This is a genomic window from Desulfitibacter sp. BRH_c19 (assembly GCA_001515945.1).
Lineage (GTDB): Bacteria > Bacillota > DSM-16504 > Desulfitibacterales > Desulfitibacteraceae > Desulfitibacter.
Map to the genome: position 1 here is coordinate 36,804 of LOER01000011.1, position 24,668 is coordinate 61,471.

Below are 24,668 nucleotides of genomic sequence, written 5' to 3' on the forward strand. Positions count from 1 at the left end.
GTATAATTAGCTTAAAAAACCGGGGTAAATCCCCGGTTTTTTGATTCGTAACAAAGTATTAATGTAATATCAGTATATAGTCAAGTCTATAAGTTTAAGGCTTACATGAAGGTTTTGGACAGTACTTATTTAGAAGTTTTCTAAATATGGCAAGGTGGAGTTGTTCGTCTTTTATTATGCGCTGTAGCATCGCTTGAACATAAGGATCATCAATGGCAATAATCTGCTGTCGATACTGAGTAATGGCAGCGCTTTCTGCCCGGATATCTGCGTGTATCTGTAAACAGGGTTCCCCAGTTAAATAGTCTACATATCTTCCTGACCACCATGCTCCATCGGATCCATGATATCTAGGGTCACCACCCAACAATATGATTAATTTAGCCAATATTTCTAAATGATGCATCTCCACAATAGCAACTGCTTCAACTATATCAGCAAATTCTGGCAACTCATCGTCTGAATCGTAGTGGTGATAGAGGTAAAGGTTAATAGCAGTCATTTCACTAACGTTTCCTGCATAGCTTTCTAAAAGAATTCTTGCATACCTAGGGTTTGCTTCCATAACTTTTATAGGTGGATAAGGCTCATTAACATGAGGAACATTAACAGGCCCATGAAGCTGATTTAATAGTTCTTTTTTTTCATAGTCCATTTAAACAAACCTCCCTTTATTAACATAATATTCCAATGAATTAAAAAATGTTACTAAACATGAAGAATAAAACGGGCAAAATTTAAAATCAGTAACAATTGTATTAAAAATCTCATAGTATAACAGGGAAGTAATTACAAATTGAAAGGGGGATTTTTTCATGGGTCACAAACCACCTAAACCAGCTAATAATAACTTTCTACTAATAATTTTAGTACTGTTTTTGTTCATGGATGACGGCTTAGATGATATTTTTGACAATGGGTTTTTAATCATTATTCTATTGTTGTTCCTGGCGCCAAACTTCCTTGGCGATTTTGGAACTGCTTTTGCAGAATAATAATGGAGTTCAAATTGCTGCATAGTTACTCATTGGAGTAACTATGTAGCACATTTATTAAATATAGGGGAGGGAAAATTGTGGAGAATAAGAATAAAGTGGATATCAATCAACTACTTTCAATGTTAGATAGTGACGACCTTATGGAAAATATTAACCGGTTAGGACTAATGATGGGTAGCCCTGATAAGGGTGAGAACATAAAGAATATGGTAAGTGGTCTTTTAAAGGAGAAAATGCAAGAAGTTAATTCCGTCAGATCTAAAATGGCTCATGTTGACCCGGCAATTAATCTATTGCTAGCAATTAAACCATATTTGTCTGAGAACAGACAGCGAATGATGGATGAGTCAATTAAAACTTTGAACATGACATTTTTTATTAAGCAAATAAAGGAAATGAGTTAAAGAGAGGAGGAATTTTTTTGAGGAGAAATTTTAGGTTTGATAGAGGATACCAGGCTAACAAGGTCAAAGAAGCACCACCTAAAACGGAGGATAATAATTTACAAGATGATGGTTTTGGAGAATCAGATGCAGAGGCAGAAGCCTCCGTCGATATTTTGGAAGAAGATATTCATGAACATGAAGAGGCTAAACAAGAAGGCATAGATTCTACAGAGGAACATTCTGATAATGAAGCTTTTGAGTCAGAAGAACAATTCTCATTTCTACCTGCAAAGCTTCCCGGACCACTAGGATTCATTGATGAAGACACACTATTACTTATTGTACTGGTTATACTTCTGCAAAGTCCGAGAAGAGACTTTAGTTTAATCCTTATATTATTAGTGCTTTTTATTAATAAATAATGCTAGAAAAAACTTTCTTCCTAGCCTCATTTGAAGCTAGGAAGTTTTATTATTTTCCGAACATTGTAGAGTTAATGTAGCAGTTATGCTCCTAATTCATATTATGTATTGGGGGTGTGTGATATATGAACAGCATATATAAGACTTTACAAAAAAATAAAAAAAGGATACTTAATATTGATAATGTCGTGGGTGTAGGTGTTGGTTACAAGGAAAAGAAAGGAAAAGCAACAAGTGACGAATCTGTCGTTGTATTTGTAAAGAAAAAGGTGAATAAAGGGGATTTAAGGGCTCACCAAATGATACCCGAAAAGGTAGAGGAGACCAAAACAGATGTTATTGAAATAGGAGAAATTAAACTCCTGACAAACAAAGGGCGATATAGACCAGTTAGGCCGGGGTGCAGTATAGGTCATTATGCAATTTCAGCAGGAACACTAGGTGCTGTTGTTAGAGACAGGAAAACAGGGGAGAAGCTATTTCTTTCCAATAATCATGTCTTAGCTAATGTGACTAACGGAAGAGATGGAAGATCTAAAGTAGGGGACTCCATTTTACAACCTGGGGCTTATGATGGAGGTAAAATAGATAAGGATGTGGTTGCAAATCTTTATAAGTTTGCCCCCATAGCAAAGCTAATGTCTGAAAGTGAGTGCCCCGTTGCATCAGCAGCAGTTTCAACTGTCAATAATATATTCAGATTTGTGAAGCCCTCCTATTCAGTAAAATTAATGAAAAGCACCAATCAGAACAATATAGTAGATGCTGCACTAGCTAAACCGACTAATCTGGAAATTAATGAAGAAATACTAGGAATTGGCAAAATAAATGGTACAGCGGAGCCAATACTCGGTGATAAGATTAAAAAGAGTGGTAGAACCACAGGATACACAGAAGGAAATATCAAAGCTGTGGATGTTACAATGAAGGTCTCTCTGGGAGAGGACAGTTATGCTGTGTTTACTGAGCAGGTTTTGAGTGACATTAAGTCAGGACCTGGTGATAGCGGATCTTTAATACTAGACAGTAATAATAGGGCAGTTGGACTCTTGTTTGCAGGATCAGACAGTGTAACACTATTTAATAAAATAACAAATGTAATGGATGAATTGGAGATTGACTTTTAAAGTTTTTCTAAGGTGCCTAGGCACCTTATTTTTATAAAATCTCAGGGAATCCTACTTAGCTGTGGGAATTTTCACATCTGTGCTGGTGTTATAAAAAACACTTTTTACATATACATTGAATAAGTAATCTACCGAAAGGGGAGAGTTATAATGCTAGTTTCAATAATTATACCTTGTAAAAATGAAGGACAGAACATAGTAATGACTCTTAATTCTCTAATAACTTTCCGGAATAAGTTAGAGTACGAAATAATTGTTGTTGATGACGGTTCAACAGATGGTTGTTGTGAAGGTATAGACAAAGCATATTCAAGAATACAGTTGTACAAAACTAATGGCTTAGGAGCCGCTAGAGCAAGGAATTACGGAGCAGAAAAAGCTAAAGGGATGGTGTTAATCTTTTGTGATGCACATCTAACATTTGGCGAATACTGGATAGATAAACTAGTTAATGTTTTGGAAGAAAAATATGATGCAGTATCACCTGGTATAGGCGTAATGGGAAATCCTAACTTAGCAGGTTATGGTCTAACATGGAATAGTTCCTTGAAAACCAACTGGTTTGTTGATAAGCCAAATAGACTGGAGGTAGTTCCTTTGCTACCTGGGGGCTGCCTCGCTATTAAAAGTAGTGTTTTTGAGGATATTGGAGGATTTGATAAAGGTTTTATTGTGTGGGGACATGAAGATGAAGAAATTTCCTTAAAGCTTTGGTTGTTTGGATATACATGCTGTATTTATCCTGAAGCCTTAGTTTTACACAAGTTTAGGTCACAACATCCATACAGGGTAACCTTTGAGCATGTACACTATAATTTCTTAAGGATGGCAACCAGCCATTTTAATAAACCAAGACTTGAAAAAGTTAATAACATGTTAAAAGGTAGCTATGGCTATAACGAGGCAGTAATAAACCTCGTGAAAAGTGATGTGAATATACAAAAGGACAAATATCTAAAAAGACGATGCTATGACGATGACTGGTTTTTTAATAAATTCCAAATAGACTTCTAATGAGAGATGGAAGAATAATACTTGTTTTCAAAATATTATTATTTAACTTTTTTTGTAAGTACTCCTAAAAACTATGTGTTTTAGCGTAATAAAGTATAAGAGGGGAAGGAAACATTTATTAATATCATCTAAGGGGGAATATTATGCGTAAATACATTTCAAAATTTAAAAGAATACTAGGTGTTTTTCTGGTAGTAGGATTGTTATTAGGGCTTTCTGGCCCCATCTATGCACAAACTGAAATCAAGGTACAACCTTCCTCAAGTAAGGATCTATATGAGCTAAAAATTAACGATGAAGTGGTAATTCGGTTTAGAAGTTTGCCTCAAAGCTTATCGGCAGGAGATCGAAGTAAGATTATTCTTGAAAGAATTAGCTTACTAAATAGTAAAGGCATATTTAACTCTAATGAAATCAAAGTGCAAGAAATTAATGGGATGCCTACAATTGCTGTAGGGGGACAAGTTCTAGCTACAGTAACAAGCGTAGACTTGAAGGCAAATAATTCAACCTCCTGGGGTTTGATACAAGTCTGGCAAAACAATTTCAAAAGGGCTTTAGAAAAGAAGGAGCAAGCACCTACCGCTCCAAAAAAATCACAAAAACAACCGATACCAAGCAAACCAACACCACAACCAAGTCAGCCAGCACCAAGCCAGCCTGAGCAAAGTTCAATATTAAGTGTTGATGAACAAAAGATGCTGAATTTAGTTAATCAAGAAAGAGCAAAGGCAGGATTAGCACCTCTAAAGGTACATAGTGAATTGGTGAAGCTAGCAAGGTTAAAATCTCAAGATATGATTAGTAACAAGTATTTTTCTCATCAATCACCTAGGTACGGTTCACCCTTTGACATGATGAAGTCAGCAGGAGTATCTTATACAAGAGCTGGAGAAAATTTAGCTGGTGCCCCAACGGTGGAAAGTGCCCATACTAATCTGATGAATTCACCAGGCCATAGGGCTAATATTTTAAATAAAGATTTCACACATATCGGCATAGGTATTATTGATGGAGGACAATATGGGAAAATGTTTACACAAATGTTTATAAGACCTTAAACTATCCTAGTTGGAAGAAAGTGGCACATAAATAGTGCCACTTTTTTGTGTTTATTTGTAACCATCTGAGAAATGGGACATACAATGTATAAAAATAAATATTGAATTATGCAGGAAAATAGTCAATATTTTTTCACTACTGCATATATTATGGTGAGAGTTTATGGAAAGGAGGTATAAATTAATAATGCCAATGGACCTAATTGATGTTCGAAGACGACTGTTAAAGGTTCAAAACGTGGTTGGTGAAGATACACAGCAGGTAAAGGTATTAAATGAAATAGCTTTTCCCGTTCAAATTAAGAAGATTTGGGATACAATGGCCGAAGTCAGAGATGTAGAATTAAATGTCATCAGGGATAAGGTTATTGTGGAAGGTATCATCCACAAACAAATATTCTATGTTGCGGATGAAGATAGAGTAGTAGATGGTGTTAAGTATCAAAGGGGAGAAGTTTTTGAGTTATCAGTTGATGAACCATTTATTGCCCATGTAGATATTCCTGGGACTAGACCTGATCACCACGTTCAGGTATCTACAAGAATTGAGTTTATAGGATATGATGATCTCCAGCCAGAGTCAGATGCTGTACCAGATATTTGGAGACAAACCCTTATTCTTGAAGTGTTTGTTAAAGTTACAGAAACTGTTCAAATGGAAGTAGTTGTTGATGTAGTAGCCCCTTCATTAGATATTGATGTAATTAAGGAGCTTCTAAAAGTTCAAAGTGTAGTTGGAGAAGATGTAAACCAGGTATCTATAGTAAGAGACATTGATTTTGAAAGACGTGTCAAGAAGATTAGAAACATCCAAACAAAGATTGAAAATGTAGAAACAACTATTGCACCTGATAAGATAATTGTTGAGGGAACCCTTCATAAACAAATATTCTATGTTGAACAAGGAACAAATAGAGTATTTGAGCAAACTGTAAGGGAAAACTTCACAGCATTCGTAGACATTCCTGGTGCACGTCCTGGTCAAAATGTTCAAGTTACTACAGAAGTTGAGTTTGTAGATATTGACTTGCGTAATGGAAATGACCAGGAAGGGTTTGAAAGGGGAAGACAGACTGCAGTTCTTGCTGTATTTGCTAAGGTTACAGAGGAATTACAAATTGATGTAGTCGTAGATGTCATAGGAGATGTAGAGGTATTTAAAGAACTCTTAAAGGTTGAAAGTGTTATTTCTGAAGATAGCAAGCAGGTTACTGTAAGAAATGATGTAGCATTAGTCCGTCCTGCCAAAAAGATAGCTGAAACTGATGCTGAAGTTAATATTAATTTTACTGAAACTAAGATAATTGATGATAAGGTTATAGTTGTAGGTGAGGTTAAGAAGCAAATATTCTATGTGGACCTTTGTACAGGAGGACTTTTTGAACAGGGAGTCATTGAACAGTTTACAACCTTTGTTGATTTACCTGGTGCTCGTCCAGATATGAACTTACAGATTACTGGGGAAGTAGAGTTTGTAGAATTTACTCCTCCAAAGTATCCTGAGGATGTATGTAAGCTTTTCGAATGGCACAAATTTGACCCTGAGAAGTTTCCATGGAAACAAACAGCTGTTGTTCAGATCTTTGTAAAAGTGACTGAAACGTTACAGTTGGATGTTGTAACAGATGTAGTGGCAGTTACGCCAACACCAACACCAACACCAACACCAACACCAACGCCAACGCCAACGCCAACACCAACACCAACACCAAAGCCAACAGAATGCCCGCCTGGTTCAACTATTAAGATTGTGTATATCCAGAGCGGAGATACTCTCTGGAAACTTGCTCAGAAGTATCACACAACTGTAGATACACTTCTTAGATTGAACCCTGGTATTGACCCACAGAACCTACAAATAGGTCAAAAGATTAGGGTCCCATGTGTACCCGACAGGCCTTTAGGTTAAAAAAAGCAAAATACAAAAATATTGAGAGTAGACCATGCAACTATGGTCTACTCTATTTGTGTGCTGAAGATCAATAAATTGTGAAGAAAAAAGCAAATATGGGTTATATAGCTTATCTCCATATTTAGATATGTTACACTATCAATAGAAATTTCCTTTCATACTGAAGTTATTTCTATAATCTATCTATCCCATACATAAAAAGTACTACTTAGAAAAAACTAAACATATGAATTGTTGATTAAGAGGTGAGATTATTGCATATTGTTGTTTGTGTAAAACAGGTGCCAGATACTACTGAGGTAAGAGTTGATCCAGAAACAAACACCTTGATTCGAGAAGGTGTTCCATCAATAATTAATCCATATGATGCCCATGCTGTGGAGGCCGCAGTTAGCTTAAAGGAAAAGTATGGTGGTAAAGTTACTGTCATATCAATGGGACCACCCCAAGCTGAAGAAGTAATGCGGCGAAGTATAGCAATTGGTGCAGATGAAGGAATATTATTAAGTGACAGAAATTTTGCTGGTTCAGATACTCTGGCAACTAGTTATATATTAGCCCAAGGAATACAGAGAGTCTCAGATAAGGAGCCAGTTGACCTGGTTTTATGTGGTAAGCAGGCAATAGACGGAGACACCGCTCAGGTAGGGCCAGGAATAGCTGTGCGGCTTAATATTCCTCAATTAACCTACGTTATGGAAATTGAAGAGGTAGATTTAGAGTCTAAGGAAATTATTGTACATCGTAAGTTAGAAGATAAAAAAGTACGTGTGGCATGTAGGTTTCCAGCATTATTAACAGTTGTTAGGGATATTAATGAAATTAGGTATTCAAGTCTACCAGATTTAATAAAATCCGCTCGCTATAAACCTAAATTATGGACTCAGAAAGAGTTAGGTTTAGATTTACAACAGATTGGTTTGAAGGGTTCGCCAACATCGGTAAGCAAAATATTTGCACCACCACAAAGAAGTGAAGGTGAAATCATCCCAGGTGGACAGGATAATCCAAACGAAGCTGCTAAAGTACTTGTACAAAAGTTATTGAGCACTAAAATAATTGCTAATAAATAGGGAAGTGGTTTAAATGACTGTAAGGGTAATTGAAAAAAATTGTATTGCATGTGGATTATGCGTTCAAGCTTGCCCCTTTGAAGCTCTCGAAGTTAAGGGTGATGTGGCTGTTGTAGACCCAGATAAATGTACTAATTGTGGTGACTGTGTAGAAATTTGCCCAGCTGATGCCTTAGCATTAGATGAGCCTCCCAAGGAAATGACTAAAAAAGAGATTAAATCAGTTGAAGACAATGAAGCTGCAGCAAAGGAAATTAAAAAAGAGCTTAAGGAATACAACGGTATCTGGATATTTATTGAGCAAATGGACGGAAAGCCCGCTCCAGTTTCCTGGGAATTACTCGGTGAAGGTGCAAGGCTTGCAAAGCAAATAGATACTGAATTAGTAGGGGTATTAATTGGGGATAAGGTTGCATCCTTGGCTGGGGAAGCTTTTTCTTATGGGGCTGATAAAGTTTACTTGGTAGAAAATCCTTTACTAAAGAATTATGTCACAGAACCTTATACCAAGGTATTAGTAAATCTATGCAAAAAATATAAACCAGAAATTTTTCTCTTTGGAGCCACCTCATTAGGAAGAGATATAGCAGGGGCTGTAGCAACTCAACTGCAAACTGGTCTTACTGCAGATTGCACTGAACTTACTGTGGATGAAAGTTCAAGGTATCTTATGCAAACCAGACCTGCCTTTGGGGGAAACATTATGGCTACAATTGTTTGCAGGCATCGTCGCCCACAAATGGCAACAGTAAGACCTAGGGTCATGAGTATGCCAGAGAGGCAGGATGGGCGTACAGGGGAAATAATTCGTGAAGATATGGATTTAAAACAAGAGGAAATCTTGACAAGAATAATAGAAGTAATAGAAGAGAAAGGTTCCGCAGTTTATTTAGATAAAGCAGAAATAATAGTAGCTGCAGGAAGAGGGATAGGCTCTAAGACCAACTTAAAAGTAATAGAGGAATTATCAGAAGTTTTAGGAGGAACTGTTGCTGCTTCAAGGGCAGCAGTAGAAGCGGGTTGGTTCGAACATACTTATCAAGTTGGACAAACAGGGGTTACCGTAAGACCAAAAGTATATTTTGCGGTTGGTATTTCAGGGGCAATTCAGCACTTGGTGGGGATGCAGACATCAGATGTGATTGTAGCTATCAATAATGATCCTGATGCACCAATTTTTAAATTTGCTACATTTGGTATAGTAGGAGATTATGCTACAGTAGTACCTGCATTAACTGGGGAGTTCAAAAAACGTCTTAATGAGGAGGGCTTGAGGTGACAGAAAAATTTGATGTAATTGTGGTGGGAGCCGGCCCTGCAGGTATTTCCACAGCTTTAACTACTACTAAAGCAGGACTTAACACTATCCTAATAGAAAGAGGAGATTTTCCAGGGTCAAAAAATGTTATGGGAGGTGTCTTATACAGACATCCAACTGAACAAATAGTTCCTGAGTTTTATAAAGTTGCCCCTTTGGAGAGACATATAATAGAACAAAGAATGTGGATCTTAGATGAAGATTCTGCTGTTACACTAGGCTATAAAGCTAGTAGGTATGGCGCTGAACCATATAATGCTTTTACAGTACTACGAGCTAGGTTTGATAGATGGCTGGCTACACAAGCTGTGGAAGCAGGAGTTCTATTGATAACGGAAACTGTGGTGGAGGATTTATTAATTGAAAATGACAGGGTCGTAGGTGTTAGAACAGGGAGACCAGATGGTGATGTCTATGGAAATGTAGTGGTTTTAGCTGAAGGTGTAAATTCAATCCTCACGCAAAAAGCAGGTTTAAAAAAGGATGGATTAAAGACAACAGAATTAGCAGTAGCGGTCAAAGAGGTAATTGGTTTACCTAAAGAAAAAATTGAGGACAGGTTTAACCTGGAACAAGGTCAGGGGGTAACAATTGAACTAGTTGGGGATTCCACAAAAGGAATGGTGGGAACAGGTTTTATCTATACTAATACTGACTCTATATCTGTAGGTGTAGGTGCACTTCTTTCACAAATGGTTAGGAAAGAAATAAATCCGAATGAGCTACTCGAGCATCTTAAGAATCATCCTATGGTTAGACCCCTTTTAGAAGGTGGAGAAACAAAGGAGTATTTAGGACACATGATACCAGAAGGAGGATATCATTCTATACCTAAGCTATATAGAGATGGGTTATTAGTTGTGGGTGATGCCGCCCAGTTTGTAAATGGCATCCATCGGGAAGGATCTAATATGGCGATGTTGTCAGGAAAAATGGCAGCAGAAACTATTATAGATGCTCATAAAATGGGTGAGTTTGATGAAAGAGCCTTATCTCATTACGAAAAAACCCTTGAGAACAGCTTCATATTAAAAGATTTACAAAAGTATCAAAATGCATCAGAACTTTTTGAAACACATGATCATTTTTTCTCTCTATATCCCCAAATGATTAACAAAGCAGCCCATGAATTTACAACGATAGATAGTATACCTAAAAAAGAAAAACAAAATAAAATCCTTAAAGACATTACTGCACAAAGGTCAAAGTTTAAGCTAATAAAAGATATGTATCGAGGATGGAGGGTTATGGGATGAAATCTTTAGAAGATAAACTATTTTTAAATAGATATCAACCTGATAAGGAAAGTCATTTAAAAGTAATAAATAGAGATAAGTGTTTGGAATGTGAAGGAAAACCATGTACATTTATTTGTCCTGCAAAGGTTTATAGTTGGAATCCTAAAGAGAAGATAATAGAGACAGCCTATGAAGGATGTGTTGAATGTGGTACTTGTAGGTATGGATGTGCCCATGATAATATAGAATGGAAGAATCCACGTGGAGGATTTGGAATTATGTATAAATATGGGTAATCAGGAAAATAATTTTAAAAAAAAAGAAAAAATTAAGCAAAAAATAAAGGAATACGCAATATTTTTGTCGAATAAAAATAATAATTTATGAGAGGGGGGTGAATCCCAATAGTGGGAGATTTAAAAGTTGAATTGGAGAATAAGAAAAAGGAACTAGACAAACTAGTTGACAAAAAACAAGATCTTCTCGATATGGAAGTTTATAATAAGAGCTGTGAATTGGACAAGTTAGTTGTAAAAGTAATGCGAGGCTTTTAATTATTTTCAATATTATGGAGCTAACTTTTACATTTTAATGTTGTAGGGTATTTGTCTCCTTTTTTATATTAAAGGAGTTAAGATAAAAGCTGGGAAACGAAATATAGAACCCAAATATGTGAATAACCACATATTGTTTTTTTATTTTTAGCCAATACTAATTAATACAAAGAGACTGTTTAGAAAGGGGTTGTGGTTTTATGGATCCAATAGCCTTTGAAATAGGTCCGTTATCAGTTAGATGGTACGGAATTTTAATAAGTACAGGTGTTGCACTAGGGATTTTATTAGCATATAAAGAGAGTATACGGCAAAGAATTGATCCTGATCATATACTTACAATTGCCATCTTTGCTTTGCCAGCAGCTTTTATTGGAGCAAGACTTTACTATGTGATTTTTCGATGGAGTGAGTATTTTCAATTTCACCCGAATGAGATTCTAGCAGTATGGCATGGAGGTTTGGCAATACATGGAGGTATAATAGGTGGGGTCCTGGCGGGCTATCTGGTTGTTAGAAAATACAATCTTAACTTTTGGAAGATGGCTGATATAATGGCTCCTAGTCTTATCTTAGGCCAAGCTATTGGTCGGTGGGGCAATTTTTTTAACCAAGAAGCTTACGGTTATCCTACTGATTTACCATGGGCAATGTTTATAGATGGTGCATATAGGCATCCAACCTTTTTATATGAATTCATATGGAATGTTGGTGTTTTTGCATATTTAATTTATAGGAGATATCAACCTAATGTAAAACAAGGAGAATTATTTATAAGCTATTTAGTATTTTACTCTGCAGGAAGGGTAATTATAGAATCTTTTAGAACAGACAGCTTAATGCTAGGGCCTCTAAGGGTAGCCCAAGTGATTAGTATAGGGTTAATCATTCTTGGGTTAATCATTTATTATCTTAAAGTTAAGAAAGCTCCTAAATATAATATTAACTAGCCCAGATTATGGGCTAGTTATATTTACCCGATGGCTAACTACCACTAAGACTCCCACCTCTTTAGGTGGGAGATAAGTGCTACTAAGCCCCTGGATAACGGTTTCTAATATTCAGATGGAGTCATTCAGTGAAACTTAGTTCAGGTACTTTTCCCTGAACTCTAGTTGAACTAATCCTGGGAAACTCCACCTGAATAAAGAATCCTGTTTATGGTATATGAAGAAGAATACTTAGATGTTGCAATTTGTCGAAATTTAGTAGAATTTGAATGAAGGATGTAGAAAAATTAACAAGAATATTTAATTATTAGGCAAGGGGCCATCATAAGTAACTGTGAGTTAGCTAAGTATTTAGTGCCACTTAGGAAAATTGTGTCATAGTAGTACCCCTAAGGAGAGTGTCACGCGTTGAGTTACATTATTGCACTAGCTTTTTTATTGCTTAAAAGCAAATATGAAAATGAAGAGTTTAAAGATATTATGGATATATCTAAAGAAGCATTAAAACTGGCTAATACTAGTGAGTTAACCAAAGAAGTAGAAGAACTTTTAAAAAAATCTCAGGATAAGTATAATGAAATGTCATCATACATAAAGCTTGAGGAAGCAGATGCTGAGCAAAAGCAAAAGCAAGAACAAAAGCAAGAACAAAAGCAAGAGCAAGAACAAAAGCAAGAGCAAGAGCAAAAAGAAAAGCAAGAGGAAGAAGAAAAAAGTGCAATAAAAAAGACAGTAGTTGAAAAGGTTGAACCTGTTGAAAATAAAACAGTTATCATACCACCTGTAGTAAAAGAAAAACAAAAGTCTGTTAAAAAGCCACCTAAAGCAAAAGTACCAATTCAAAAAAAACAAGCTATTGAAAACGAGCTTGATGAACAACAGTCCGTTACAAAGATTGTTGATAAAAAAAATGCTTATGAAAATATGCTTAAAGATGTATTAAAGGGTTTAGCAACAAACGCATATTTTAATAAAGAAAATGATTTAATAATAACCTTTGATACACAATCATGGGATGCTCTGTCCAATACCGAACAAGATGAAATAGTTAATGTTTTAAAATATCAGGTAGGTAAACTCAAAAGAGATATGAAGGGTAGTAAAGTGAGCGGCCATGTTTCTTTAGTGGACTCTGATGGCCAATCACTAAACACATTCTATGTGCAGACACTTTCTGATGGTCAAAATGGTTGTACAACTGTAGTTTATTAAAAAGCAAATTTTAGACAATTTTGAAAGCGATTTTTAGAGCGCCCTAGCTTTTTGAAAACTAGGTGCTTTTTATTTTTGTTCTTCTTGACCATCTTTCTTATTTTCGCTATTGTGTTTTTCATTACCTAAAAATAATTTTTTGTATCCAACACCGGGTAGACGCCAGAAATAAAATTTTTCCTTGATGTCAACTTTAAAATCTTTAACTAACACATAAGTCAGAGATCCTATTAACAACAGTCCTGCATACCCTACAGCTGGGAAAAGTATGCCCACCAAAGACGAGAAGCCAAGCCTTGACAAAAAAAATGCCATAATACTAGCACCTATTACTATAGTTCGAAATCCTTTATCCTCCGGATTTGTAATTCTTGCTGCAAAACCATATAAACATGCAACAGCAGTAGTATATACCCCAGCTAAAAGTGCTAAGGTATATATTATTCTAAAGACTGGTGAAACCTGTCCGGCAATCAATAGCATTGGAACTTCTACATTTAAGACCTGAGGTATGTTTGCAAGAATAGCCATGGTGATAATTCCAGCACCAAGGCCCAGTCCAATCCCTGACAATATTGACGCGGATTTCAATTGTTTATGATCTGCCAGCCCACCTAGTGGGGCTAAAACTGCAACAGCTATTACAATATTATAGGATGTGTATACTATAGCTGATAAGAACCATACTGGGACAGGAGCTTCTGCTGGCAATGTCCAGGTTAAATTAGCAATGAAAATACCCCAATTATTATAAAGGCTTGTTATACTTATTGTAAAGACTGCTAGCATTAGGATGGGAACTAGTACACTTAATGTGGACAATACTCCTCTAATGCCAAATAGAACTGTAACCATGGTAAACAGTAATAGAGCTGAACTACCAAAGGTACTAGCTAGACCAAATTCCTGGGTAAAGATAGCACCCATTCCAGCTGCCATGGTAACTACTGCTCCATATAAAAAAGCTGTTATAACTAGATCGATTAAATAACCTATTTTGGCCCCACTTACCTTCTTAATTACCGGCAAGTGGGATTGTGCCTTTATATTCTTGGCAACCTTCATAATTGTATAACCATAAACACTAAATAAAATTGTTGTAAGTAAAACTCCAGACAATCCAAATATACCAAAGAGACCAAAAAACTGCAGTACCTCCTGTCCTGAGGCAAAACCTGCCCCCACTATTGTACCTATATATGCAGCAGCAATTTTAAAAACAGTAATTTGACTAGTGTTAATATTTTCTGTCATAATACTTATAGTTTTTCCTAGTCAATCTAACCAACTCAATGAAAATAAAGACAAAAGAGTAAAAAATTAATTTATTTGGAGTGTGATAGCATTTTTATAATTGATATTTTAACAGCAGTATTTATTGGAGCGCTAATCGTAAATGCAGGGTTAAACTATAAAGCGAAGAAGCTTAGGGATATACCCAGTTCATTAATGATCGCATATTTTTTATTGTTAAGACTATTCCTAGAATATATACCACTACAGGAAAATATCAAGGGCCCATTTATATATTCAGGGTTAGTAATTGCCATTTTGGCTTCCTTGTTAGCTTCTAGATTTTATCGAAAAAGAGGTGACAGAATTAGATACTGGTTTAATCTAATTCTTGCAGGATTTTTAGGTATTGCAATGATCCTTGGTATTCTTGGAATAATTCAATAAATACCTTAGTCCCAAAATTTACACCTAAACATTTACTTATATTTCGCATTCATAGTGAACTCGTTCAGCTAAAGATAAATAAATCTTTTCAGTAACACTATATTCTGCCAAGCATAATATATAAGAAGAAAATATAAGTAGGTGATGGCTTGGAAACAGGGGGAATAGGGTTATTTGAATGTTGCATGATATTATTTAGAACTGCCAATGTACCCATTGGTGCTGAAGCCGAGGCACGGGGTGTTGCTCTAGTGTTTCAATCGCCAACAAGAGGAGGCAATGTGCTGATAGCTGCTATCGGGCTTCCTGATCCACAAACATTAGGTGGTGAGACCTACGTTGCATGGATCCGTGATACCCTTAGCGGCCAAACTATTCCAGTACAGTTGCTTCAAACTGGTCCTGTAGTAATTGAACCGGGAGTTTGGGTTGGTGCCTTTGTTTTTGGCCCTGGGGAACCAATAGCTCCATTTAGAGATATTGTCGTAACTGCTGAACTCGCACCGCCATTTATAAGACCTTCATTAGATCGTATAGCTTTAATAGGATTGTTTAATCAATGTAGGCCATAGATAAAAAACAAATAGATGCTAGTGAACTCGTTCAGTCAAAGCTGAACATCGGGGAATCAGATGGAGACTCTACTCCACCTGATATAGCCAAATTGGGGACATTCCTGGTTCTACTCACAGGTGTGTCCCCTTTCCTTATAAAGAAGTTGGGGTCTTAACCCATATAAAATATTTTGGATAAATCTAAAGGTGAACAGCACCCTGTCAAGCTGACAGTAGAAATAATTAAAATTGACTTAAGCGGCGACTATGACAGGGGGTTTCTATTTATTTTTAATGCTATATGTCAATACTAAAGAGAGAAAGTATTAACCATTGGTTAGGAGGATACAACTAAATGATTGCCCCATGGGAGTGGATTTTGCTTTTAAGTCTATTGTTGATGTCGTCTTTTTTCTCCGGTTCTGAAACTGCTCTTATGTCATTAAACCAATTAAGAGTGCACCATTTAGTTGAAAAAGGAACTAAAAATGCTTATTTAGTTGATAAACTACTATCCAATCCAAATAAGTTATTATCAACTATCTTGGTGGGTAATAACCTTGTTAATATAGGAGCCTCTGCATTAGCTACTTCTATCTCATTACGTCTTTTTGGCCAGGCGGGAGTTGGGATAGCTATAGGTATATTAACAGTCTTTATATTGATTTTTAGTGAAGTAACTCCTAAGACCTATGCTGCTACCAATAATGAGAAATTTGCACTAAAAATTGCGCCGGCAATTAATATTGCCCAAATAATTTTTTACCCTGTTGTTAAGTTGCTTGGCATAATTACAAGTATTCTTTTAAAAGTTTTAAGAGTTAAATCCGAGAGTAATGGAATTACAATTACTGAAGAAGAAATAATGACACTTGTGAACTTAGGCAAGAACCAAGGTTCAATAGAACCGGCAGAAGAAGAAATGATTACGAGTATTTTTGATCTTAATGATACTGTTGTTCGAGAAGTGATGATTCCGCGAGTCGATATTATTGGAATACCAATCAAAGCAAGCTTAAAAGAAGCTTGGGATACTATTGTTGAAACCGACCACTCTAGGGTACCGGTTTACAAGGATAGCTTAGATAATATCATAGGTGTCCTCTATTCTAAGGATTTAATTAAATACGTTTATAACTTCGAAACTGGTAACATAAAGGATATTATGCGCCAGCCTTTCTTTGTGCCAGAAACAAAAAAAATTAGCAAATTACTAAAAGAACTTCGAAGAGAGAGGATCCACATTGCCATTGTTTTAGATGAATATGGTGGCACAGCTGGGTTGGCATTCTTAGAAGATCTTATCGAAACCATAATTGGACCAATAGGCGATGAATATGATGATTTACTACTATTAATAGAGGAAACACAAAAAGGAGAATATATTGTAGACTCAAAGGTATCCTTAGACGAAATCAACCAACTTATGAATATAGACCTACCGCAAGAAGAACATGATACTATTGGTGGCCTAATTTTTCATTTGTTTGGGTATATTCCATCAAAAGGTGAAACGCTGGAGTTTTCAGATGTATTATTTACTATAGATGAAGTTGAACAAAATAGAATTAAAAGGATTATCATTAGGATCAACCCTAAAACATAACTAAGTAGCTCTAACCTCTAATATACGTTACATCATTACTAACATCTTCTCTATTAATAGTTAGAAAATGTACCTTAGGGTTTTTTTCCATCATCCATTCCAAATGGAAATCACTTTCAAATAAGGCTACCAAGTTTTTATCCTGGTCTTTTACAAAGAGACTATTAAAACTCTTTAGCTTCAATGGGTCTATCTTTTCCTCGCTTTTTAACCAACGTGCAAACTGGTAGGGCAATCTTTCTATAACTAGCTCTACACCATATTCCCCTTTAAGCCTGTGTTGAAATACTTCGAACTGGAGTTCACCTACAACCCCTAAAACTATATTTTCCGTCCCCTGCAAAAAAGTTCTATAGATTTGTACAGCTCCTTCTTCAGATAACTGGTACATTCCTTTATAAAATTGCTTATGCTTCATGGCATCTTTGGTAGTTACCTTGGCAAAATGCTCAGGAGTAAATTGGGGCAGCTTTTCAAATTCAAACGAGCCATTTGCTGTGAGGGTATCTCCAATTAAGAAAATTCCCGGGTCAAAGATACCAATAATATCCCCAGGATATGCCTCTTCTATAATATGACGTTCCTGGGCTAAAAATTGCTGAGGTTGAGCTAGCTTAATTTTCTTCCCTAAACGAATATGATTAACAGTCATATTTCGTTCAAACACCCCTGAACAAATTCGTAAAAAGGCAAGCCTATCCCGGTGGGCAGGATTCATATTCGCCTGGATTTTAAAGATAAACCCAGAAAATTCATTTTCTATTGGATCTATTAATCCCACATTGCTTTTTCTTGGTCCAGGAGCTGGAGCAAGTTCTAGAAATTCATCTAAAAAGGTTTGTACACCAAAGTTAGTCAAAGCACTACCGAAAAAGACAGGACTAAGTTTACCTTGGTTTATCTTTTCCAAATCAAATGGATCACCAGCAATATCTAATAGCTCAATGTCATCATTAAGCTGTTTGTAATGCGCCTCGCTTAATAAATCCTTAACGACTGGGTCAGTAATTCCATTATCGCCAAGTTGGATGATTTTGCTCTTATTATCACCATCAAAAAGTTCCAATCTATTATTTTGCCTATCAAAAATACCTACAAAATCAGAGCCCATTCCAATAGGCCAATTAAGTGGACATGAACGAATGCCTAATACTTGTTCTAACTCCTCTAGTAATTCTAGAGGGTCCTTGCCATATCGATCCATTTTATTAATAAAGGTAAAGACAGGGATGTTTTGCATACGACAAACCTGAAAAAGTTTTACTGTTTGTGCTTCCACTCCTTTAGCTACATCTATTAGCATAACTGCGCTATCTGCTGCTGTAAGAGTACGATATGTGTCTTCACTAAAGTCCTGATGTCCAGGTGTATCTAAGATATTAATATCATGCTCTTTATAAGAAAACTGCATTACACTAGAAGTAACTGAGATGCCTCGTTGTTTTTCTATTTCCATCCAGTCTGAGGTAGCAAACTTTTTAGCCTTTCTTCCTTTTACTGTGCCAGCTAACCTGATGGCTCCACCAAAAAGAAGCATCTTTTCTGTCAATGTGGTTTTACCAGCATCAGGGTGAGATATAATAGCGAAAGTACGTCTGTTTTTTACTTTGGTTTTTAGGTCGTGCCTTGTAGTAGTCATGGGTATTACCCTTTCTATAATGAAATCATGTAGTTACAAACAGGAATAAGCTTTTTACATACATAATGGATATGGAATTCTTAATATACACCATAATAATATAGCACAATATAAATAGGTTGTACAATATTTAAGAATAACAATTGGTTATTCAAAGTATTCATTTATAACTGAGCAAAACTAGGACAAAAATTACCCTTTTAAAATAAATTAAATATGCTATAATATAACTTGAAACAACTAGGAAAGGGGTTTAATCCAAATGGAGAAAGATATAATGACTATTACACAAGTGGCTAAGTATCTTCAAATTAGTGAGGTAACAACATATAAATTGGTCAATGAAGGTAAAATGAAAGCCTTTAAAATTGGCCGGCATTGGCGTGTGAAAAGAGATGATTTAGATGAATATATTGAAAAACTAAAAAATGGTGAGCGTTTATAACTATTTAGAAAATGAAAGACCTCCTTGGCTATTTGAGCAGGGATTAGCTATGGTAAAAATCAAGTTAACTGCTATATGTTGCAATGACTAGAGCAATGCATAAACTATTTGTTTATAATATTAATCTAACAGGAAAACGGGATTAAATATAGAATAATATCAATACTGACTAAAAAACAGGTGTGTCCTTCGGCGCTTGTTTTTTGTTATACTATCAGAAAGTATAAGTTCAAACAAGGTAGATAGTATTCACAAAGACTAAGGCTTCCACCCGCGTCTAAGGACTTGGCGGAAGCCAAGTTTTGTTTTATCTAATAGAGAAAATGTTAGTGAATAAGTGGGGAGTATCAAATTTAATGGAAAGTTCAAGTGTTTTATTAATTAAATTAAGGATGGTATTTTCTTGGTTAAAAAACCGAATGGATAAAACACCAGTGAATGATGCGCAATTAAAAATGATGATGCTTTCGTTATGGTTAATGACGTTCATCGCAGCTAGCATCGCTAGTTTGGCTGCACCTACAGGATTTGGTGTATATCTAGATCTTTTCATATTTTTGTTCGTTAATTCAGTTTTGTTCCTATTAACAACCGCTATGATTGGTTTTCTACTTTCGTTATTGTATATTCCTCTACCGCGGTTGTTTATAGGGAGTTTATTTTATACAGTTTTTCTCACTTATTTTATTTTATCAGAAGCAAACTTAGGATCTTTGTTTTCTTGGCTAATTACAGCCGTTTATTTAGTATCTGGCCTTTGCCTGGGGATTATATTAACGATCTATCGATCAAACCGGATGACTCCGATTAAAAAAGTAGTAGGATCTATTTTTCCTGCGTTTTTCATATTATTTGTATTGATTTGGTCTCCATCGATTGGGAATGATCAAGTAGAGAGATCCTTTAAAGAAAATGACTACATTACCCCGTTGGCTGTTGAAAATCCTGCTGAACTAGGGGACTACTCGATTCAAAATTTTACATATGGAAATGGATCAGACAAACAACGTCAAGAATTCGGCAATCATGCAGATGTATTATCTAACTCTGTTGATGGTTCAGATTACATAAAGGAGTGGCATAGTTTCAGAAAATTTTTCTGGGGATTTGATGAAAAGGAACTGCCAGTTAATGGTCGAGTCTGGATGCCTGAAGGTGAAAAACGGTTTCCTCTCGTTTTGATGGTTCACGGAAACCATGTTATGGAAGACTTCTCTGATGCTGGATATGAGTATTTAGGCGAGCTATTAGCAAGTAGAGGCTATATTGCTGTATCTGTAGATCAAAATTTTCTAAACTATTCAAGTTGGACCGGGATTCCCAAAGAGGATATGAAGTTGCGAGCATGGATCTTGATACAACATCTATTACAAATAAATAAGTACAAGGAAATGCCAGAAACACCGTTTTATCAAAAAGTAGATATGCATCGTGTAGCAGTTATGGGTCATTCCCGTGGTGGGCAAGCAGCAGCCATGGTGGGCGATTATCAGAAATGGTTTGATGATATCCCTTCCATAGGTGGAATGGAGGACATTGAAATCCAGGCTGTGATTGGAATTGCTCCTACAGATCGGCAAGTAGATGGTAGGAGGGCTGAATTAAATAGCGTGTCTTATTTGACTCTACATGGAGCCCGTGATGGGGATGTCCATAATTACCACGGTGACCGCCAATTTTCCAGAACATCGATAGGAAATGGTGCTGACCATTTTAAAGCAGGTGTTTATATTGCTGAGGCGAATCATAGCCAATTTAATGAAGATTGGGGCAGAATGGATCAGAAGCTTCCAGGCGGATTGTTTCTTAAATACAGTCAAATTATGGATGCTACTGACCAAAGGGAAGTGGCGAAAGTGTATATTTCTGCTTTTATTGAAAGTACCTTAGGTGGTAATGATCAGTATATGCCATTGTTTCGTGATGTGCGTTATGGAAATGAATGGCTACCGAATACACAATATGTGACAAGGTTCGAAAATAGTGGATTTCACCCCTTAGTGAACTTTAACAAAACGACTAATAGAACAAAATTTTCCGAAGGAATTACAGCTGAAGGGATTGGTTTTGATGTTTGGGAAATTCAATCAGAAGTCAATCGAGCCGGAAATAAAAAACAAAAGCAAGGAATGGTGTTCGAATGGGAGGATACTGGAACTTACTCATTATTTATTCCAGAGGATTATGGAGAGGAACATTTAGTAGGTCCTTTTGAAAGTTTTTATTTCTCAATGGCCAATATGGAAGATGATGAGGATGATGCCACGACTGTCCCAAAATTAGATGTGACGTTAGAAACGAGGAATGGGAAAACAGCGAAGGTTCCTCTCGAAAGGTTTAGGGAAATTATGCCTTCTATTCACACTCAATATACAAGAAACCGCTATTTAGAGGACATCTTAAAAAAAGGAAAATATAGTGAATCGACTGAGGCGGTATTTCAAACGTATGAAATACCTTTGGAAGCCTTTAAAGAATTGAAACCAGATCTTCAATTACAAGAAATTGAAAAAATAACAGTATCCTTTACAGATGGACCGGGCAAATTGATGGTGGATGACATTGGTTTTATAAAAGCAGATGGAGCGAAATAGAAAAGAAAGTAGTTGAGGAGCCGATTTCTAAGGAAAGCCAAGAGTAGAGGAACCAAACGTATATATTCCTACCCATCAGGGACTGCATGGTGAAGTTGTTGAAACAATTCAGCACCTTGAAATTGGGGGTATCATTCAAACGCGCTCAGGACGCTTCCGTAACACCGATGAGAGTTATAACCATAATCTGTTTTTGGTTGACAATTCCACTCTGCAGCTGGCACAGAATGCTCCTAACTGCTTTGTTTATTATTCTGATTTGGTGGATGTGGATACCCGCTTATTCAAGCCCCAATATTTTATCAAATAAGTGGGAGCCAAGTCAGCTATTTTGGACTAAAAGTGAACTCGCAGCCAAAGCTGAACATCGGGGAATCAGATGGAGACTCTACTCCACCTGATTTAGAGCCCACTTATAGAAGTGGGGGGTCTTAACCCATAAAATATTTTGGATAAAATAAGCACAAAAATAACTAACGTGGATTAAAAGAAGGCTAAAAATACATACTAATAATGTATTATTTTATTAAACTATGAAGGAGGATTTGTATGAGGAAAATTACTACCGGTGAAAAGTTGCAGTTTCGTGAATTATTACAAATGGAGTCTATATCTCTAGCGAAGGCTAAGGCAATTAGCACTTTAATCGAGGATGAAGAATTAAAAACTTTGTCTACGTCTGGAATCGAAGCGTCAGAAGCTAGAATCAAAGGAATACAGCAATTTATTAATGAAAATGATATTGTTTCAATGGAGGTGAACTAACATGTCTTTATTTGATAAAGTTAAAAATAATGGTGAGTTAAAACTTAGTGATAAGGTAATTGTTAATGATGCCTTAATGGGGCTCAAAGGGCTATCAACGGGATATCTAGGGGCTACTCTAGAATCATGTACACCAGAGGTACGGCGTTTACATTCCGAGTATTTGACCCAAAGTGTGCTGGCACATGAAGGTTTGACAGCATTGGCTATAAAAAAAGGGTGGTACCAGCCTTATAATCATCCTGAGGAACAAATTTCCCAGGCCATTCAAGATTCACAATGGGTATTAAATACACAGGCTTGACATAAAAAAGACCCTCTTTATTAAAATGTCCTTCAGTAAAGTGAGACATTTAATATTTGAGGGTCATTTTTCATGATGAAATATTGCTCTATGGGGCCACTTTATCTGATTTTATGAGGAATTGATGGAAGAAAAATTCTCCAGCGGCAATAAGAATTGCAAAAATCACTAGACTTGTTAGGCTAACCACAAAAGCTGGAATAAGTAAACTGATAATATATGCTACTAATGCGCCCATCACTCCATCACCAACAGATGCAACAATATTACCGAACTTAGGAAGTACCACTAAATCCCCAGCGAGGTAGTTTAAGACAGTCCCAATTACCCCTACAAAAAGTACCCAACTTAAAAGGTTACCATCCATTAAACCAAAAGTAAGCCATCCAAAAACAAGGGTCATTAAAAACTTTATTAATAAGGCAGTTATCGTAGTCACGTACATTCACCTCCTTTTCTAATCTAGCTAAAACTTTCCCCAAACTTAAGCTTTTTATACTTCTTGCCTGGTATCCAGCGATATTATAGTTTACAATTATCCTGACGTAGGTGTTTTAGTATAGGCTGTCCTAAAGATTGGTACGGAGTTATTAACACTTAAAGTAATTTTTATAATGGGCAGGAAATGTAAATCCTTTTGGAGAAATTGTCCAAATATATAGTTTTGGAATACCTTAAAAAACAACTAGATTATGCAAACAGATAGCTAGAGTTTTTGTGAAATATAAAGCAATGAGAAGGTACCTCAAACAAATATTAAAGGAGTAAGAAATGAAGATTTTACTTATTTATAATCCTGCTTCAGGTAATGGAAACTTTATTAATAATTTTGATAGTATTATGCAAGCTGCTCAAAATAGAGGCTTTTATTTAGTACCATATAGAATCAGCTCTAAGGAAGCTTTGGAGAAGATGCTCTTAAGTTTTGATATAAACAGCTTTAATAGGATATTGATTGCTGGGGGAGATGGAACCATTCATCAGGTTATCAATTTACTTCTTCGCTTAGAATGTGAAGTTCCGGTTGGAATATATCCTGTGGGGACAGCAAATGATTTTGCTCGTTACTTTAATTTCCCTGATACAATCGAAGAAATGACAGAAATTTTGCTTAGAGATAATTTTACTTATTGTGACATTGGAGTTGCAGACGGTCACTATTTTTTGAATGTTGCAAGCCTAGGATCTCTTATTGATGTCAGTCAAAAGACAGATAAAAAAGTAAAAAATAGTATTGGGGTGCTTGCATATTATTTAAGGGGTGCAGAAGAACTATCCCACTTGAAGCCTGTAAAGATAAGTATTAGAAGCCAAGAAGCTAACATTGACGATGACATTTATTTTATACTGATTATGAACGGCAAATCAGCAGGTGGATTTAAGAAGATAGCGCCATTTGCATCGTTAAGTGATGGACTACTTGATGTCTATATTTTTAGAAAATGCCCCAAAGTAGAGCTGGTTCCACTCATTATAAAAGTTGTAAACGGGGAACATGCAGAGAGTCCATATGTTGATTATTTTCAGACTGCAGAAATGATGATAGATTGCAATGATAATGTTGGAACTGATATGGACGGTGAGATAGGATTTGATTTTCCAGTAAAGGTTTCGGTATCTTCAAAAAAAATTAAAGTAATAACCAGAAATAACCGGGAGGAAGGCTATTCTGATAAGCAGAGCTTTAGCTTTCATGATGTGAAAAAAGCTGCTGAAATGATTTCAAGCGGGTTGGCTAATGAGGTTAAAAGGCCAATTTATAAGATACTGACAGACCGAAATACGGTCAAAGACGTGATTTCGTTAGCATCTGATA

Annotated in this window: 23 protein-coding genes and 2 pseudogenes; 21 read left to right on the forward strand and 4 right to left on the reverse strand. The window is 36.1% G+C overall.

All coding sequences use genetic code 11. The annotated features are described in order from the left end of the window. Window positions 1-94 precede the first annotated feature (94 nt). Window positions 95-655 carry a hypothetical protein gene (locus tag APF76_14710; GenBank protein KUO52874.1) on the reverse strand — a complete coding sequence of 187 codons (561 nt, stop codon included), beginning with the start codon at window positions 653-655 and terminating at the stop codon, window positions 95-97. A gap of 160 nt (window positions 656-815) precedes the next feature. Between APF76_14710 and APF76_14715 the strand changes: the two genes are divergently transcribed. The 13 genes from APF76_14715 (at window position 816) to APF76_14775 (ending at window position 13,265) form a co-directional block, all read left to right on the forward strand. Then, entirely contained in the window at window positions 816-995 is a 180-nt protein-coding gene (locus tag APF76_14715) for a hypothetical protein (protein ID KUO52875.1), read from the forward strand. An 80-nt stretch (window positions 996-1,075) separates the two neighbouring features. After that, the gene (locus APF76_14720) at window positions 1,076-1,402 is read left to right on the forward strand and encodes a hypothetical protein (GenBank protein KUO52876.1); all 327 of its coding nucleotides are present in this window, start codon (window positions 1,076-1,078) and stop codon (window positions 1,400-1,402) included. A gap of 17 nt (window positions 1,403-1,419) precedes the next feature. After that, window positions 1,420-1,806 (forward strand): hypothetical protein, encoded by a 387-nt coding sequence (locus APF76_14725; protein ID KUO52877.1) that lies wholly within the window; start codon window positions 1,420-1,422, stop codon window positions 1,804-1,806. 125 nt (window positions 1,807-1,931) lie between these two features. Continuing rightward, complete coding sequence (locus tag APF76_14730) at window positions 1,932-2,933, forward strand: hypothetical protein (GenBank protein KUO52878.1); 1,002 nt, start codon at window positions 1,932-1,934, stop codon at window positions 2,931-2,933. A 150-nt stretch (window positions 2,934-3,083) separates the two neighbouring features. Then, window positions 3,084-3,947: a hypothetical protein gene (locus APF76_14735; GenBank protein KUO52879.1), complete on the forward strand. Its 864-nt coding sequence runs from the start codon at window positions 3,084-3,086 to the stop codon at window positions 3,945-3,947. Window positions 3,948-4,090: 143 nt separating this feature from the next. Beyond that, a complete protein-coding gene (locus APF76_14740) occupies window positions 4,091-5,008 on the forward strand; it encodes a hypothetical protein (protein ID KUO52880.1) in 918 nt (305 codons plus the stop codon). Window positions 5,009-5,195: 187 nt separating this feature from the next. Next, window positions 5,196-6,917 (forward strand): hypothetical protein, encoded by a 1,722-nt coding sequence (locus APF76_14745; protein ID KUO52881.1) that lies wholly within the window; start codon window positions 5,196-5,198, stop codon window positions 6,915-6,917. Window positions 6,918-7,174: 257 nt separating this feature from the next. Then, window positions 7,175-7,993: an electron transfer flavoprotein subunit beta gene (locus tag APF76_14750; protein ID KUO52882.1), complete on the forward strand. Its 819-nt coding sequence runs from the start codon at window positions 7,175-7,177 to the stop codon at window positions 7,991-7,993. A 13-nt stretch (window positions 7,994-8,006) separates the two neighbouring features. After that, on the forward strand, window positions 8,007-9,272 hold the full coding sequence (locus APF76_14755; GenBank protein ID KUO52883.1) for an electron transfer flavoprotein subunit alpha: 1,266 nt from the start codon (window positions 8,007-8,009) through the stop codon (window positions 9,270-9,272). Continuing rightward, entirely contained in the window at window positions 9,269-10,567 is a 1,299-nt protein-coding gene (locus APF76_14760) for a nitrogen fixation protein FixC (protein ID KUO52884.1), read from the forward strand. Before APF76_14755 ends, APF76_14760 begins: the two co-directional genes overlap by 4 nt. Then, window positions 10,564-10,845, forward strand: a complete 282-nt coding sequence (locus APF76_14765) for a 4Fe-4S ferredoxin (GenBank protein KUO52885.1) — start codon at window positions 10,564-10,566, stop codon at window positions 10,843-10,845. The genes APF76_14760 and APF76_14765 overlap by 4 nt, the downstream gene beginning before the upstream one ends. 458 nt (window positions 10,846-11,303) lie before the next feature. Continuing rightward, window positions 11,304-12,053, forward strand: coding sequence for a prolipoprotein diacylglyceryl transferase (locus APF76_14770; protein ID KUO52886.1), 750 nt, complete (start codon window positions 11,304-11,306; stop codon window positions 12,051-12,053). Window positions 12,054-12,461: 408 nt separating this feature from the next. After that, window positions 12,462-13,265, forward strand: a complete 804-nt coding sequence (locus tag APF76_14775; GenBank protein ID KUO52887.1) for a hypothetical protein — start codon at window positions 12,462-12,464, stop codon at window positions 13,263-13,265. A gap of 201 nt (window positions 13,266-13,466) precedes the next feature. On the opposite strand, the pseudogene APF76_14780 reads toward APF76_14775, so the two are convergent. Further along, window positions 13,467-14,453, reverse strand: a pseudogene (locus APF76_14780). A gap of 141 nt (window positions 14,454-14,594) precedes the next feature. On the opposite strand from APF76_14780, the gene APF76_14785 reads away from it, so the two are divergent. From APF76_14785 to APF76_14795, 3 genes are all read left to right on the forward strand, one after another. Further along, window positions 14,595-14,945 carry a hypothetical protein gene (locus APF76_14785; GenBank protein ID KUO52888.1) on the forward strand — a complete coding sequence of 117 codons (351 nt, stop codon included), beginning with the start codon at window positions 14,595-14,597 and terminating at the stop codon, window positions 14,943-14,945. 185 nt (window positions 14,946-15,130) lie between these two features. After that, window positions 15,131-15,517: a hypothetical protein gene (locus APF76_14790; protein ID KUO52889.1), complete on the forward strand. Its 387-nt coding sequence runs from the start codon at window positions 15,131-15,133 to the stop codon at window positions 15,515-15,517. Between the two features lie 337 nt (window positions 15,518-15,854). Beyond that, entirely contained in the window at window positions 15,855-17,105 is a 1,251-nt protein-coding gene (locus tag APF76_14795; protein ID KUO52890.1) for a hypothetical protein, read from the forward strand. A gap of 10 nt (window positions 17,106-17,115) precedes the next feature. Here the strand turns inward: APF76_14795 and APF76_14800 are convergent, their stop codons facing one another. Further along, complete coding sequence (locus tag APF76_14800) at window positions 17,116-18,744, reverse strand: peptide chain release factor 3 (protein KUO52891.1); 1,629 nt, start codon at window positions 18,742-18,744, stop codon at window positions 17,116-17,118. 262 nt (window positions 18,745-19,006) lie between these two features. On the opposite strand from APF76_14800, the gene APF76_14805 reads away from it, so the two are divergent. From APF76_14805 to APF76_14820, 4 genes are all read left to right on the forward strand, one after another. Continuing rightward, window positions 19,007-19,189, forward strand: a complete 183-nt coding sequence (locus APF76_14805) for a DNA-binding protein (protein ID KUO52892.1) — start codon at window positions 19,007-19,009, stop codon at window positions 19,187-19,189. Between the two features lie 356 nt (window positions 19,190-19,545). Then, window positions 19,546-21,783 carry a hypothetical protein gene (locus APF76_14810; GenBank protein KUO52893.1) on the forward strand — a complete coding sequence of 746 codons (2,238 nt, stop codon included), beginning with the start codon at window positions 19,546-19,548 and terminating at the stop codon, window positions 21,781-21,783. Between the two features lie 549 nt (window positions 21,784-22,332). Beyond that, complete coding sequence (locus APF76_14815) at window positions 22,333-22,548, forward strand: hypothetical protein (protein KUO52894.1); 216 nt, start codon at window positions 22,333-22,335, stop codon at window positions 22,546-22,548. 1 nt (window position 22,549) lies between these two features. Then, on the forward strand, window positions 22,550-22,852 hold the full coding sequence (locus tag APF76_14820; GenBank protein KUO52895.1) for a hypothetical protein: 303 nt from the start codon (window positions 22,550-22,552) through the stop codon (window positions 22,850-22,852). Window positions 22,853-22,940: 88 nt separating this feature from the next. Here APF76_14820 and APF76_14825 read toward each other — a convergent pair whose 3' ends face one another. Next, a complete protein-coding gene (locus APF76_14825; protein ID KUO52896.1) occupies window positions 22,941-23,291 on the reverse strand; it encodes a hypothetical protein in 351 nt (116 codons plus the stop codon). 332 nt (window positions 23,292-23,623) lie between these two features. Here APF76_14825 and APF76_14830 point away from each other — a divergent pair. After that, a pseudogene (locus tag APF76_14830) lies at window positions 23,624-24,529 on the forward strand. Window positions 24,530-24,668 lie beyond the last annotated feature (139 nt).

What these genes read in the sequence shown, in the direction of transcription:
- APF76_14710 (KUO52874.1), bottom strand. Translation starts at nt 655, where the DNA reads ATGGACTATGAAAAAAAAGAACTATTAAATCAGCTTCATGGGCCTGTT.
- APF76_14715 (KUO52875.1), top strand. Translation starts at nt 816, where the DNA reads ATGGGTCACAAACCACCTAAACCAGCTAATAATAACTTTCTACTAATA.
- APF76_14730 (KUO52878.1), top strand. Translation starts at nt 1,932, where the DNA reads ATGAACAGCATATATAAGACTTTACAAAAAAATAAAAAAAGGATACTT.
- APF76_14735 (KUO52879.1), top strand. Translation starts at nt 3,084, where the DNA reads ATGCTAGTTTCAATAATTATACCTTGTAAAAATGAAGGACAGAACATA.
- APF76_14740 (KUO52880.1), top strand. Translation starts at nt 4,091, where the DNA reads ATGCGTAAATACATTTCAAAATTTAAAAGAATACTAGGTGTTTTTCTG.
- APF76_14745 (KUO52881.1), top strand. Translation starts at nt 5,196, where the DNA reads ATGCCAATGGACCTAATTGATGTTCGAAGACGACTGTTAAAGGTTCAA.
- APF76_14755 (KUO52883.1), top strand. Translation starts at nt 8,007, where the DNA reads ATGACTGTAAGGGTAATTGAAAAAAATTGTATTGCATGTGGATTATGC.
- APF76_14765 (KUO52885.1), top strand. Translation starts at nt 10,564, where the DNA reads ATGAAATCTTTAGAAGATAAACTATTTTTAAATAGATATCAACCTGAT.
- APF76_14770 (KUO52886.1), top strand. Translation starts at nt 11,304, where the DNA reads ATGGATCCAATAGCCTTTGAAATAGGTCCGTTATCAGTTAGATGGTAC.
- APF76_14790 (KUO52889.1), top strand. Translation starts at nt 15,131, where the DNA reads ATGATATTATTTAGAACTGCCAATGTACCCATTGGTGCTGAAGCCGAG.
- APF76_14795 (KUO52890.1), top strand. Translation starts at nt 15,855, where the DNA reads ATGATTGCCCCATGGGAGTGGATTTTGCTTTTAAGTCTATTGTTGATG.
- APF76_14800 (KUO52891.1), bottom strand. Translation starts at nt 18,744, where the DNA reads ATGACTACTACAAGGCACGACCTAAAAACCAAAGTAAAAAACAGACGT.
- APF76_14805 (KUO52892.1), top strand. Translation starts at nt 19,007, where the DNA reads ATGGAGAAAGATATAATGACTATTACACAAGTGGCTAAGTATCTTCAA.
- APF76_14810 (KUO52893.1), top strand. Translation starts at nt 19,546, where the DNA reads ATGGAAAGTTCAAGTGTTTTATTAATTAAATTAAGGATGGTATTTTCT.
- APF76_14815 (KUO52894.1), top strand. Translation starts at nt 22,333, where the DNA reads ATGAGGAAAATTACTACCGGTGAAAAGTTGCAGTTTCGTGAATTATTA.
- APF76_14820 (KUO52895.1), top strand. Translation starts at nt 22,550, where the DNA reads ATGTCTTTATTTGATAAAGTTAAAAATAATGGTGAGTTAAAACTTAGT.